General features: G+C 67.2%; 12 protein-coding genes. All 12 read right to left on the bottom strand.

The features are described from left to right. Positions 1–2: 2 nt before the first annotated feature. The 12 genes from rseP to KQH53_00820 all read right to left on the bottom strand — a co-directional run bounded on the left by rseP (position 3) and on the right by KQH53_00820 (position 13,536). On the bottom strand, positions 3–1,073 hold the full coding sequence (gene rseP, locus KQH53_00875; protein ID MCB2225199.1) for an RIP metalloprotease RseP: 1,071 nt from the start codon (positions 1,071–1,073) through the stop codon (positions 3–5). Continuing rightward, positions 1,070–2,245, bottom strand: a complete 1,176-nt coding sequence (locus KQH53_00870) for a 1-deoxy-D-xylulose-5-phosphate reductoisomerase (GenBank protein MCB2225198.1) — start codon at positions 2,243–2,245, stop codon at positions 1,070–1,072. The genes rseP and KQH53_00870 overlap by 4 nt, the downstream gene beginning before the upstream one ends. Beyond that, positions 2,236–3,066, bottom strand: coding sequence for a phosphatidate cytidylyltransferase (locus KQH53_00865; protein ID MCB2225197.1), 831 nt, complete (start codon positions 3,064–3,066; stop codon positions 2,236–2,238). Before KQH53_00865 ends, KQH53_00870 begins: the two co-directional genes overlap by 10 nt. Beyond that, complete coding sequence (locus tag KQH53_00860) at positions 3,066–3,836, bottom strand: isoprenyl transferase (protein MCB2225196.1); 771 nt, start codon at positions 3,834–3,836, stop codon at positions 3,066–3,068. The genes KQH53_00865 and KQH53_00860 overlap by 1 nt, the downstream gene beginning before the upstream one ends. 22 nt (positions 3,837–3,858) lie before the next feature. Beyond that, positions 3,859–4,416: a ribosome recycling factor gene (gene frr, locus KQH53_00855; protein MCB2225195.1), complete on the bottom strand. Its 558-nt coding sequence runs from the start codon at positions 4,414–4,416 to the stop codon at positions 3,859–3,861. Positions 4,417–4,418: 2 nt separating this feature from the next. Next, positions 4,419–5,138, bottom strand: coding sequence for a UMP kinase (gene pyrH / locus KQH53_00850; protein MCB2225194.1), 720 nt, complete (start codon positions 5,136–5,138; stop codon positions 4,419–4,421). Positions 5,139–5,157: 19 nt separating this feature from the next. Next, the gene (gene tsf / locus KQH53_00845; GenBank protein ID MCB2225193.1) at positions 5,158–5,757 is read right to left on the bottom strand and encodes a translation elongation factor Ts; all 600 of its coding nucleotides are present in this window, start codon (positions 5,755–5,757) and stop codon (positions 5,158–5,160) included. An 82-nt stretch (positions 5,758–5,839) separates the two neighbouring features. Next, positions 5,840–6,787 (bottom strand): 30S ribosomal protein S2, encoded by a 948-nt coding sequence (gene rpsB / locus KQH53_00840; GenBank protein MCB2225192.1) that lies wholly within the window; start codon positions 6,785–6,787, stop codon positions 5,840–5,842. 186 nt (positions 6,788–6,973) lie between these two features. Continuing rightward, complete coding sequence (gene argJ / locus KQH53_00835; GenBank protein ID MCB2225191.1) at positions 6,974–8,224, bottom strand: bifunctional glutamate N-acetyltransferase/amino-acid acetyltransferase ArgJ; 1,251 nt, start codon at positions 8,222–8,224, stop codon at positions 6,974–6,976. A 163-nt stretch (positions 8,225–8,387) separates the two neighbouring features. Beyond that, positions 8,388–11,009, bottom strand: coding sequence for a preprotein translocase subunit SecA (gene secA, locus KQH53_00830; GenBank protein MCB2225190.1), 2,622 nt, complete (start codon positions 11,007–11,009; stop codon positions 8,388–8,390). A gap of 89 nt (positions 11,010–11,098) precedes the next feature. Continuing rightward, on the bottom strand, positions 11,099–11,713 hold the full coding sequence (locus KQH53_00825) for a M23 family metallopeptidase (protein ID MCB2225189.1): 615 nt from the start codon (positions 11,711–11,713) through the stop codon (positions 11,099–11,101). 485 nt (positions 11,714–12,198) lie between these two features. Beyond that, positions 12,199–13,536 (bottom strand): TldD/PmbA family protein, encoded by a 1,338-nt coding sequence (locus KQH53_00820; GenBank protein ID MCB2225188.1) that lies wholly within the window; start codon positions 13,534–13,536, stop codon positions 12,199–12,201. Positions 13,537–13,539: the final 3 nt, after the last annotated feature.

Here is a 13,539-nt window from a genome sequence, read left to right as displayed (position 1 = left end):
CCCTACTGGGCGCCCCCGCCCACGATGCGGGCGATGTCGTTGTAGAAGATGAAGACCATGAGCAGGATGAGAAGCACCATGCCCACCTGCTGGGCCTTTTCGCGGGTGGACACCGATACCGGCCGTCGGGTGATCGCCTCAATGAGGAAGAAGAAGATGTGGCCGCCGTCCAGGGCGGGGATGGGCAAAAGGTTCAGGATGGCCAGGTTCACCGAGATGAGCGCGGCCAGGCTGATCAAGGGGGCCAGGCCCTGGCTGGCCGCCTGGCCCGCCACCTGGGCGATCATGATGGGCCCGCCCAGGTTGTCCACCGAGACCTTGGCCTGGATGATCTTGACCACGCTCATGACGATGAGCTCGCCGGCCCAGTAGGTCTTTTGGGCGGCCAGGACTATGGCCTGGCCCAGGCCCACGTCCTGGACAACCATCTCCTGGCTGGCCACGATGCCCACCCGAAACACCCGGTGCTTCTCGCCGAAGATGTCGGTGGTCTCCTCCTCGCGGGGATGGATCACCACGTCCTTGCGCTGGTTGCCCCGGGCCAGCTCCACCCGGATGGGCTTGCCGCCCGAGCCCTGGATCAGCCGGACCATGTCGGTCCACTGGTCCACGGCCTGGCCGTTGATGGCCAGCACCCGGTCGCCCTTTTGCAGCCCCGCCTCCAGGGCCGGGGAACCGGCCAGCACGTCGCCCACCGAGGTGGTCATGGTGGGCAGGCCCCAGACCATCATCAGGAAGAAATAGGCGATGAGCGCGAAGGCGATGTTGGACAGCGGCCCGGCCGAGACTATGGCCAGTCGCCAGCCCACCGGCTTGTGGGAAAAGCTCCGGGCCTCGTCTTCCGGGGCCACCTCGTCGCTGGGGCTCTCGCCCACCATGCGCACGAAGCCGCCCAAGGGGATGGCCGAGAGGCGGTAGTCGGTCTCGCCCTTCTTGAAGCCGATCAAACGCGGGCCGAAGCCCAGGGAAAAGGTGCTCACCCCAACCCCGGCCTTCTTGGCCACCAGGAAGTGGCCCAGCTCGTGCACGAAAATCAGCACGCCCAGCATGATGGCTGCCCACAAGATGGTCATGCCGCTTCTCCTTGCTTGGCGGCCCAGGCGCGGGCTTGGGCGCGGGCCTCGCGGTCGGTCTCCAACACCTCGGCCACGCTGTTCAGGGGCCGGGTCTGGTGGGTGTTCAGCACGCCTTGCACGCAGGCCGCGATCTGGCCGTAGGAGAGCTTGCCCTCCAGGAACAGACCGACCGCCACCTCGTTGGCCGCGTTGAGGGTGGCCGGGGCGCTGCCTCCGGCGCGTCCGGCGGCCAGGGCCAGGCCCAGGGCCGGGAAGCGCTCCAGATCCGGGGCGCGGAAGGTCAGCGAGGCCACCTGGGTCAGGTCGAGTTGGGGCAGGTCCAGGGGCAGGCGCTGGGGGTAGGCCAAGGCGAAGGCGATGGGCGTCTTCATGTCCGGCTGGCCCAGCTGGGCTATGAAAGAGCCGTCCACGTACTCCACCAGCGAATGCACCACGGACTGGGGATGCACCACCACCGTGATCTCGTCGTAGTCGCGCCCGAAGAGCCAGTGGGCCTCGATCACCTCCAGGCCCTTGTTCATCAGGGTGGCCGAGTCGATGGTGATCTTGGGACCCATGGACCAGTTGGGGTGATCCAGGGCCATGGCCGGGGTCACCTTGGCCAATTGAGCCTGGGAAAAGTCGCGGAAGGGACCGCCGCTGGCCGTCAGCCAGATGCGCTTGACCGCGCTCCGGTCGTTGCCCATGAGCGCCTGGAAGATGGCCGAGTGCTCGCTGTCCACCGGGATGATGGCCGCGCCGCTCTCCGAGGCGGCGGCCATGACCAGCTCGCCGGCGGCCACCAGGGTCTCCTTGTTGGCCAGGGCCACGTCGATGCCCGCCTTGAGGGCCGCGTAGGTGGGCAAGAGCCCGGCCGCGCCCACCATGGCGCTGACCACCAGCTCCGCCCCGCAGCCTGCCGCGGCCTCCAGATAGCCCTGGGGCCCATGCACGATCCGGCATTTGAGCCCGGCGGGCAACAACGCCTTGAGCTTGTCCGCCGATTCGGCGTCCAAGACGGCCACCAGCTCGGGCTGCACCAGGGCCGCCTGGGCGGCAAGGGCCTCCACCGAGCGGGCGGCGGCCAGGCTTTTCACCCGGAAGCGCTCGCGGTGGGCCGCGATGACCTCCAGGGTGCTCAGGCCGATGGAGCCGGTGGAGCCCAGTATGGCCAGGTTCTTTACGCCCACAAGAGCATCCTAAGCAGCAAGAACACCGCCACCCCGGCCAGGATGCCGTCCACCCGGTCCAGGATGCCGCCGTGGCCGGGCAGGATGTTGCCCGAGTCCTTCACTCCGGCGGCCCGCTTGAGGGCCGATTCCACCAGGTCGCCGCCCACGCTGACCAGGGCCAGCGCCAGGCCCAACAGGGCCCCGGCTCCGGCGCCGGTGTCGGGCAGCCACAGGGCCGCGAAGATGGCGGCCAACCCGGCGGCGAGAATCGCGCCCCCGGCCACGCCCTCGATGGTCTTGCCCGGGCTGATGCCCGGAGCCAGCTTGTTCTTGCCCCACATGTGCCCCGCGAAGTAGGCCCCCACGTCGGCGGCCACCACGCAAAGCAGGGCGAAGAGCAGCAGCACCCGGCCGTTCGGCAGGCCCAGCAGCACGGTGAGGGCCGCGAAGAGCCCCCCGCTGTAGGCCAGGCCCCAGCCCCGCTTGAGGGCCTCTTCCCAGGACTGGCCCAGCTCCGGGCCGCTGAGGGCGCAGACCAGCACCAGGGCCAACAGACCCAGCACCAGGGCGCCGATGGCCGCGCCGCCGCCGCCCAGGCCGGCCAGGGAGACCAGCCCGGCCAGGGCCACCCCGGCCAAGGCGGGCAAACGCCAGGGGCCGGGCAGCACCATGCGGGTGTACTCGTACATGCCCAGGCCGGCCAGGCCCGCGATGATCAGGCCCAGCACCCACAGGGGCAGCAGCAGGATAAGGGCCAGAGCCGCGCCGGCCAGGGGCAGGCCGGTGGCCGCGCGAAGGGCCAGACTGCTCATGGGCCGGCGTCGGGTGGGCTGGTCCATCAGCCTTTTCCGTTCAGTTGGTCGCCGGTTTGGCCGAAACGGCGCTCGCGGTCGGCGTAGGCCTGTAGGGCCTTGGCCAGCTCGGCCTCGCGGAAGTCGGGGAAAAAGGTGTCGGTGAAGTAGAACTCGGCATAAGCGATCTGCCAGAGCAGGAAGTTGCTCACCCGTAGCTCGCCGCTGGTGCGGATCATCAGGTCCACCTCGGGTAGGCCCTGGGTGTAGAGCCGCGCGGCCAGGGCGTCCTCGTCGATGGCCTCGGGGTCCAGCTCGCCGCGCGCGGCCTCGGCGGCCAAGCGGCGGGCGGCCTGGGTCAGCTCCTGGCGGCCGCCGTAGCTGAGCGCCAGGGTGAGCACCATCTCGCTGCCCCCGGCGGTGGCGGCCATGGTCTCGTCGAGCAATTTCTTGGTGCCCTTGGGCAGGCGCTCGATGCTGCCGATGGCGTTGAGGCGGATGCCCTGGTCCAGCATCTCCTGGCGCTCTTTTTTCAAAAAGCGGCCCAGCAGGCGCATCAGCGCCTCGACCTCGGCCTTGGGCCGGGCCCAGTTTTCCTCGCTAAAGGCATAGAGAGTCAGGGCGGCGATGCCCAGTTTGCGGCAGGAGCGCACGATCACCCGCACGCTCTCGGCGCCTTCCTCGTGGCCGCGCACCCGGCGCCAGCCCTGGCGCTTGGCCCAGCGGCCGTTGCCGTCCATGATCACCGCCACGTGGCGGGGCAGGGCGGAGCGATCCAGGCTCGCCAGGGGGTCGGTTTTGGTGGATTGGGAAGCCATGATCGCGGCTCGGCCCGGCGGCCTAAAACTCCAGGATCTCCTTTTCCTTCTCTTCCAGGAGCTCGTCCACCTTGGCCACGAAGTCGTCGGTGATCTTCTGCACCTCGTCCTGGCCCCGGAAGGCGTCGTCCTCGCTGATTTCGCCTTCCTTCTTGAACTCCTTCAGGATGTCGTTGGCCTCGCGGCGGGCGTTGCGGATGGCCACCTTGGTCTCCTCGCCCATCTTCTTGACCACCTTGACCAGCTCCTTGCGGCGCTCTTCGGTCAGGGCCGGGATGGCGATGCGCACCACCTTGCCGTCGTTGGCCGGGGTCAGGCCCAGGTCACTCTTGAGGATCGCCTTTTCGATGGCGCCGCAAGAGCTGGGGTCCCAGGGCTGGATGAGGATCAGCCGGGGCTCGGGCACCGAAACACTGGCCATCTGGTTCAGCGGGGTGGGCGCGCCGTAATAGTCGGCCCGTACCCCGTCCAACAGCGAGACCGAGGCCCGTCCGGTGCGCACCCGCTTGAAGTCGCGGTTCAAGGCCTCGATGGCCTTGTCCATCAGATCTTTGGCTTCTTTTTTGGCGTCTTCAATCATGGCTATACCTCCACCCGGGAGCCCACCGCTTCGCCCAGCAGCACCCGCTTGATGTTGTCGGGCTCCAGAAGGTTGAAAACGATAACCGGCAGCTTGTTGTCCCCCGCCAGGCTGATGGCCGTGGAGTCCATGACCTTCAGGTGCTCGGCCAGCACCTGGTCGTAGGTCACGGTGGGATACTTGACCGCCTCGGGGTGGGTGACCGGATCGGAATCGTAGATGCCGTCGACCTTGGTGGCTTTCAGGAGCACCTCGGCCCCGATCTCCTGCGCGCGCAGGGCGGCGGCGGTGTCGGTGCTGAAGTAGGGGTTGCCGGTCCCCGCCCCGCAGATGACCACCCGCCCCTTTTCCAGGTGGCGGATGGCGCGGCGGCGGATGTAGGGCTCGGCCACCTGGGGCATGGTGATGGCGGTCATCACCCGGGTGGGCACCCCCAGGCGCTCCAGGGCGTCCTGCAAGGCGATGGAGTTGAACACCGTGGCCAACATGCCCATGTTGTCGGCCTGCACCCGGTCCATCTTGGCCGCGCTGGCGCTCACTCCCCGGAAGATGTTGCCCCCGCCCAGCACCACGCCGAGCTGCACGCCCAGTTCGTGGGCTTTTCTCACCTCTCCGGCCACGTAGTCCAAAACCTCCAGCGAGATGCCGAAGGAGGCTTCGCCCATCAGGGCTTCGCCGGAAAGCTTTAAAAGTACCCTACCGTAGGCGGGGCTGGGGCTCACGTTGTCCTCCCGGACCGGCTTAGCTCTCCTCGCCCAACACGAAGCGGGAGAAGCGCCGGATCTGAATGTTCTCGCCGGTCTTGGCCCGAAGCTCGTTCACCAGGTCTTCGATGGTCAGGTCGGTGTCCTTGACGAAGGCCTGGCTCATCAGGCAGCTCTCGGACACGAACTTCTTCATCTTGCCGACGACCATCTTCTCGGCGATGTTCTCCGGCTTACCCTGCTCCATGGCCTGGGCCTTGTAAACCTCGCGCTCGCGCTCCACCACCTCGGCCGGGAGATCTTCCTCGCTGACGCAGAGGGGGTTGGCCGCGGCGATGTGCATGGCCAGGTCCTTGGCAAAGGCGCCGAACTCCTCGGTCTTGCCGGTGAAGTCGGTCTCGCAGTTGACCTCGACCATCACGCCCAGCTTACCGCCGGCGTGAATGTAGCTGGCGATCTGACCCTCGCTGGCGGTGCGGCCGGCGCGCTTGGCGGCCACGGACAGGCCCTTCTGGCGCAGCCAGTCGACGGCCTTTTCCATGTCCCCGTCACACTCGCCCAGGGCTTTCTTGCAATCCATCATGCCCGCGTTGGTTTTATCGCGCAACTCTTTGACCATGGCGGCGGTGATGTTCACGGCGATCTACTCCTTACTAAAACTATGGCTAGCGGGCCCACCCCTTTCGGCGGGCCCGCCTTGCTTCAAGACAAACAGAAGATTAGGCCTCGGGCTTTTCCTCGCTCGCGGCGGCCTCGGCCTCGGCCTTGGGCTCGGGCTTGGCCTCGGCTTCGGGCTCCGGCTTGGCCTCGACCTCGGCCTCGGCCTCGGCGATCTCTTTCTTGGCCTCCACGGCCTCGGTCTTTTCCTTGCGGATCACCACCACCTCGGGGCCTTCCTGTTCCTCGGGGCGGCCCACGGTCAGCTCGGGCATGTCCTTGGGCATCTGCACGTCCTCGGCCTCGCGGGCGCCGCCGCGCTGCTCGCGCAGGGCCATGCCCTCGTTGGCGGCCGTGGCCAAGGCGCCGGAGATCAGGCGGATGGCCCGGATGGCGTCGTCGTTGCCCGGGATGAGGTAGTCGATGCCCTCGGGGTCGCAGTTGGTGTCCACCATGGCCACGATGGGAATCTTGAGGCGGCGGGCTTCGTTGACCGCGATCTTTTCTTTCTTGATATCCACGATCACCACGGCGGAGGGCAGCTTGCCCATGTCCTTGATGCCGCCCAGGTTGCGCTCCAGCTTGGCCAGCTCGCGCCGGAGGCCCATGGCCTCCTTCTTGGGATAGTTCTCGATGGTGCCGTCTTCCACGATGCCTTCCAGCCACTTGTAGCGCTCTACCGAACGCTTGATGGTCTGGTAGTTGGTGAGCATGCCGCCCAGCCAGCGGTGGTTGACGTAATACATGCCGCAGCGCTCGGCCTCTTCGGTGATGATGTCCGCCGCCTGGCGCTTGGTGCCCACGAAGAGCACCTCGCCGCCCTTGGCCACGGACTTGACCACGAAGTCATAAGCTTTGCGGAAGTAGACTACGGTCTGCTGCAGGTCGATGATGTGGATGCCGTTGCGGGCCCCGAAGATGTAAGGCTTCATCTTGGGGTTCCAGCGGCCGGTCTGGTGGCCGAAGTGGACGCCGGCCTCCAAAAGCTCACGCATGGTCACATAGGCCATGACTCTCCTCCAATTTCGGTTTTGCCTCCGCCTCCCGTTGAGTGGGCGAACCCACCGGCCGCCATGGCCGGCACCTGGCCCCGCCCCGGAAAGGCGTGTGTAGTTATGAACCGCAGAAGAATATCACAGGCCCCCCGGGGCCGCAAGGGCGGCCCCATGGGTTTCCCGTGGCGCTTGGTTTGCGATTCAGGAACGATAGTCCGCGTTTAGGTCCACGTAGTCCTTGGTGAGGTCGGTGGTGAGCAGCCAGTGCTCCTCATTACCCAGCCCCAGCTCCAGGCGCATCTCGTAGCGCGGCCGGGCCATGACCTTCACTGCCTGGGCCTCGGCCTCGGCTCCGGTGGCCACTCCGCCCTTGGCCACGGCCACGTTGCCCATGTAAATAGCCGTTTTCTCAGCCTCGAAGGGGTGTCCCTCCCGCGCGGCGTGGGCCCCGGCGGTGGATAGAATCCGGCCCCAGTTGGGGTCCCCGCCGGTCAGCGCGGTCTTTACCAACAGCGAATGGGCCAGGGCATAGGCCAGGCCCCGGGCCTGGGCGGCCGAGGCCGCGCCAGTGACCCGCACCCGGACCAGATGGCCCGCGCCCTCGCCGTCGGAGACCACCATGGCGGCCAGCTCCTGGCACACGGCGGTGACCGCGCCGCCCAGCCAGGCCAGGTCCGGATCGCCGGGGGTCAGCTCGGCATTATTTGCCTTGCCGCTGGCCAACAGGAGCACCGTGTCGTTGGTGGAGGTGTCGCCGTCCACGCTGATGCGGTTGAAGCTCTGCTCCACCGCCTCGGCCAATATTTCCTTGAGCGCCTCGGGCGAGGCGGCCGCGTCGGTGAGCACGAAGCAGAGCATGGTGGCCATGTCCGGCCGGATCATGCCCGCGCCCTTGGCCATGCCCACCACCCGGGTGTTGACCCCGCCCACCAAAGCCTCGCGCATGGCCATCTTCTTGAAGGCGTCGGTGGTCATGAAGGCCCCGGCCGCCTCGGGCAGGCCCTCGGGCTTCAGGTTGGCGGCCAGATCGGGCACCACCGCGTTGACTTTCTTGTCGTCCAGCACCAGGCCGATGACCCCGGTGGAGCATGGCAGAACTTCCTCCGCCGAGCAGCCCAGGGCTGCGGCCACCGCCGCGCAGGTGGAGTTGCAGGCCACCAGGCCGGGCTCGCCGGTGGAGGCGTTGGCCCCGCCGCTGTTGGCCAGGATGGCCCGCGCCCGGCCCGAGGCCACGTGCTTGCGGCTCACCTGCACCGGCGCGGCGGCCAGCTTGTTGGTGGTGAAAACCCCGGCCGCGCTCACCGCCTGGTCGGCGGCGATGAGGGCCAGGTCGGCCCGCCCGTCCTTGCGCAGGCCCGCCGGAGCGGCGGCGGCCGAAAAACCGTCCACCACGGCCTTTACCTCGTGGTTTTCCTTGAGCGGGGCGTCGCCCAGATCGGGAAGCTGGTCCATGGCGCTTGTCTCCTTCGGCTGCCTTCCCCGGCGGGGAGGGTGGTTCGCCTGGACATATACCACAGGACGGGAGGCGCGCCCATTTCAGGATGCGCCCAATCAGGCGCAAAAAAACCCGGCCGCGCGGGGCGGCCGGGCTGTAAGCTCGCTTAAAGCCGGGGGCCTACTTGCGGCCGCAGCACTTCTTGTATTTTTTGCCGCTGCCGCAGGGGCAGGGATCGTTGCGCCCCACTTTTTTGCCCTGGCGCTGCACCGTCTCGGGCTGGGTCTCTTCGCCGCCGGAGAAGGACATGGGCACCTCCTCCTCCGGGGCCATGGCCTGGAGGTCTTCCTCCGAGGCGATCTGCACCCGCATCAGGCTGCCCACGGTCTCGTGCTTGATGAGCTCCACCATGTCCGAGAACATCTCGAAGCCCTCGCGCTGATACTCCCTGAGGGGGTCCTTCTGGCCGTAGCCCCTGAGGCCGATGCCCTCCTTGAGGTGGTCCATGTTGAGCAGGTGGTCCTTCCACAGGCTGTCCACCCGGTCCAACAGAATCCAGCGCTCCAGCTGGCGCACCGTCCCGGTGCCGTAGTTCTTTTCCTTGATGGCGTAGAGGGCCAGGGCCTGGCGGCCCACTTCCTCGGCCAGGCCGTCCGCGTCAAAGCTTTCGATTTGGCTCAGGTCGGGCGCGAAGCCGAAGGCGTTGGTCACCGCGTCCTTGATGGCTTTCTGGTCCCACTCGGCGGCCGGGGTGCTGTCGTCGGCGTGGCTCAGCACCACCTCCTCGGCCAGCTCCTCGAACATCTCCTGGATGGACTCGTGCACTCCCTCGCCGGTCATGGCCGCGCGGCGCTGGGCGTAGATCACCTCGCGCTGCTTGTTGAGCACGTCGTCGTACTCCAACAGCTGCTTCCTGATCTGGAAGTTGCGGCCCTCCACCTTGCGCTGGGCGTTCTCAATGGCCTTGGAGATCATGCCGTGCTCGATGGGCTCGCCTTCCTCCATGCCCAGCTTGCCCATGATGCCCTTGATGCGGTCCGAGCCGAACAGGCGCAGGAGGTCGTCTTCCAGGGAGAGGTAGAAGCGGCTGGAGCCCGGGTCGCCCTGACGGCCGGAGCGGCCCCGGAGCTGGTTGTCGATGCGGCGGCTCTCGTGGCGCTCGGTGCCCAGGATGTGCAGGCCGCCCGCGGCCATCACCTGCTCGCGCTCGGTGGCGCACAGGGCGGTGTACTTGGCCAGGGCCTGCTCATAGGCCTCGGGCTCTTCCTTGGGGTCGGCGTCCTTCAAGGCCATGGCCTCGGGGTTGCCGCCCAGCACGATGTCCGTGCCGCGGCCGGCCATGTTGGTGGAGATGGTCACCGCGCCCTTGCGCCCCGCCTGGGCCACGATCTCGGCCTCCTTGGCGTGGTGCTTGGCGTTCAATACGGTGTGAGGCACGCCCAGACGCTTTAGCTTGGCGGCGAGCATCTCCGAGGTTTCCACGCTCACCGTGCCCACCAGCACCGGCTGGCCCTTGGAGTGCAACTCCTGGATCTCCTCCAGCGCGGCCTGGTATTTCTCGGCCTCGGTGCGGTACACCGAGTCCGCGTGGTCCATGCGGACCATCTCGCGGTGGGTGGGGATGACCATCACATCGAGCTCGTAGATCTTATGGAACTCCTCGGCCTCGGTGTCGGCGGTGCCGGTCATGCCCGCCAGCTTGTCGTACATGCGGAAGTAGTTCTGGAAGGTGATGGTGGCCAGAGTCTGGTTCTCGCTCTTGACCTTGATCTTTTCCTTGGCCTCCAGGGCCTGGTGCAGGCCCTCGGAGTAGCGGCGGCCGGGCATGAGGCGGCCGGTGAACTCGTCGACGATGACCACCTCGCCGTCCTGCACGATGTAGTCCACGTCGCGCTTGAACAGGGCGTGGGCCTTGAGCGCCTGGTTGACGTGGTGCACCAGCTCCATGTAGCGGGGGTCGTAGAGGTTGTCCACCTTGAGCATCTGCTCGCAACGGACCACGCCCTGATCGGTGAGGCTGGCGGTGCGGCTCTTTTCGTCGACGGTGTAGTCGTCTTCTTTCTTGAGCCGGGGGATCAGGCGGTCCACCTGCATGTAGAGCTGGGTGGACTTCTCGGCCGGGCCGGAGATGATCAGCGGGGTGCGCGCCTCGTCGATGAGGATGGAGTCCACCTCGTCCACGATGGCGAACTGGAACTCCCGCTGGCACAGCTCGGCCAGGTCGAACTTCATGTTGTCGCGCAGGTAGTCGAAGCCGAACTCGTTGTTGGTGCCGTAGGTCACGTCGGCCCCGTAGGCCTCGGTGCGCTCGGCGTCGTCCAGGCCGTGCACGATGCAGCCCACGCTCAAGCCCAGGAACCTGTAGATCTTGCCCATCCAGGCCGCGTCGCGCTTGGCCAGATAGTCGTTCACCGTGACCACGTGGACCCCGCGCCCGGTGAGGGCGTTCAGGTACACCGGCAGGGTGGCGGCCAGGGTCTTGCCCTCGCCGGTCTTCATCTCGGCGATCTTGCCCTCGTGCAACACGATGCCGCCGATGAGCTGCACGTCGTAGTGCCGCTGGCCGATGGCCCGCTTGCCCGCCTCGCGCACCGCGGCAAAGGCCTCGGGCAGCAGGTCGTCCAGGGTTTCGCCCTGTTCCAGGCGTTGGCGGAAGGCCGGGGTGAGCGCGGCCAGTTCGGCGTCGCTCTTGGCCTCCATGGAAGGCTCCAGCGCGTTGATGGCGTCCACCAGCGGCTGCATTCGCTTGAGTTCACGCTCGTTCTTGGAGCCCACGATTTTGGATATGAATTTGCCCAGCATGGTTCCTATTGTGGTCCTAAAGGCCGAAAAAGCAAATCCCGACGCGAGCCCTCGCGCCGGGAAGAACCATAACTACACGTTCCTGCTGATTAATTCAGGATGTAATACATTGGGTTGGTGGGCACTCCCGACAACAGGACTTCGTAGTGCAGGTGAGGGCCGGTGGAGCGGCCGGTGCTGCCCACCGTGGCGATGGCATCGCCCCGGGCCACCTTTTGGCCGGCTTTCACCTTGATCTTGTTCAAATGCGCGTAGCGGGTGACGATGCCGTGGCCATGGTTGATGGCCAACATGCGCCCAAAGCCGCCCTCGCGACCCGCGAAGGTGACCACGCCGGGGGCCGGGGCCACGATGGGGGTGCCCCGCCGGGTGGAGATGTCCAGGCCCGCGTGGAACTGGCTGGTCTTGCTGAAGGGAGAGATGCGGCGTCCGTAGCCCGATGTGACCCAGCCGCGCACCGGCCAGATGGAGGGCGTGGCCGCCAGGATGGAGCGGCGCTCGTGCAGGAAGGCGGCCAGGTGCTGTTGCATCTGGCGCTCGGCCTCGCTGGCGGCGCTCAGGCGGTCCAGATCGCGCTGCAACACCTGCAAGCGGCGCTCGGCGCTGGTGGTGGCCAGGCGTATGCCCGCGCCGCTGGTGGTGCCTTCGCGGCCGCCCACGCCGAAGATCTCTTCCTGGGCGCCGGGCTTGTCCAGGTTGGCCATCACCCGGAGGCGTTCGTTGAAGCCGCGCAAGCGGGCCACCTGGCCCTTGAGCTCTTCCAGGCGATCGGCAAAGGCCTGTATCTGGGCCTGCTGGCGCTGGCTTTGCAGGTGATAGGCCTGCAAGCTGGGCATCTGGCCCACCGCGCCGTAATACTCACTGAACCAATAAGCGGCAAACGCCAAAGAAGCGGCCAAGGCAACGAGGAAGACGGGAAGAAAGGCCCGGGGAAAGCGCAACCGTTTGACTCGGTCGCACCCCTCTTCCGAGAAGATCAAGAGAGTGATTTTTTTGGCCACGTCTTACCTTACTGAGGGGCCGGTGACCGGGTGGACCACCCGGAGAATAGACTCACAAAAAACGTTCCAGCACCTTTATCATGATGCACGGGCAGAGTCAACCCAGAGAATAAGCCCGACCCGTGGGCTGTCATTACAAAATTGTCATTATATTCCGGCGATTAGGCCCGAGGATGCCGCCGGAGGCCCTAGGCCCCGCTGACCGAAAGTCCCTTGAGCAGCAGGCTGGGCGAGCCCTCGCGGCCCGAGAACTTGAGGTCCGAGCCCACCGCGGCCACCGACCCGAAAAGCTCCAGGGCCTGGCCCGCGATGGCGATGGACTTCACCGGGCGCACCCGGGCCCCGTTTTCCACTAAAAAGCCCGAGGCGCCGAAGCTGAACTCGCCGCTCACCGGGTCGGCGGTGTGGCCGCCCATGATCTCGCAGATGACCAGGCCCCGGCCCATCTCGGCCTCCAGCCCGGTCTGGCTCAGCTCGCCCGGCTCTATGTAGAGGTTGCTAAAGCCCACCCCGGGAGGGCCCTTGAGCGAGCCGCGCATGCCGTTGCCCGTGCTCTGTTGTCCGGCGCGGGCGCCCCATAGGCGGTCGTAGATGAAGCCCCGGAGCACCCCGCGCTCCACCAGGACCTTCTTGGCCATGGGGGTGCCCTCGTCGTCCAGGGAGCCGGAGCCCAGGCCCCGGGGGTAGAGCCCGTCGTCGATGATGCTCACCAGGGGGCTGATTATTTCCTGGCTTTCGCGCCCGGCCAGCAGGGAGCGGCCCTTGAGCAGGCTGTCGCCTTGCAGCGAGGCGGCCAACAGGCCCAAAAACTGCACCGCCACCTCGTTGTCCAGGATCACGTCGTAGCGGCCGTCGGGCACCGGGCGCGCGCCCAGGAAGGCCGCCGCGCGGCGGCCCGCCTCGGCCCCCAAGGCCTGGCAGTCGATCTCGGAGAGGAAGCGGGCGCTGTGACTGTCCCAGCCCATCTCCTGCTCGCCGTTTTCGGCGGCCATGGCCAGGGCCCCGGCCGAGACGTTGGTGCCTTGGTGGGTGAAATCCAGGCCCTCACTAGACCACAGGCGCACCGTGGACACCGCCGAGCCGTACTCGGCCGGCTGCACGTGCACCACGCGGGAATCGGCGGCCAAGGCGGCGGCGGCCAGCTCCTTGGCCTTGGCCACCTTGTCCTCCACCGGCTCGGCGGCCAGCTCGGGGTCGAAAACCTCCACTTGGGGCGGATCGGCCACCGGCGCGGCCAGGCTGAAGCCCGGCTCCGGGTCGCTGGCCGCGGCCGAGGCCAGAGCCTCGTCGGCCGCGCGCTCGATGCCCGCCGGGTCGCCGCCGATGACGTAGGCGAAGCCCGGGCGGCCCTCCGCGATGACCCGCAGGGCCAGGCCGCTGGAGGTGGACTCCTGGAACTTGTCCACCTCGGCGCCGCGCACCCCGATGCTCACCGACTGCGAGTGCACCGCCGCGATCTCCCAGGCGTCGGCCTTGCTCTTGTCCAAGGCCGCGCGGGCCAACTCCATCTGGCGTTCCAATTCCATGGC

The sequence above is a fragment of the Desulfarculaceae bacterium genome, from assembly GCA_020444545.1.
Taxonomy (GTDB): domain Bacteria; phylum Desulfobacterota; class Desulfarculia; order Desulfarculales; family Desulfarculaceae; genus Desulfoferula.
This window is presented reverse-complemented; position numbering and strand designations above follow the sequence as displayed.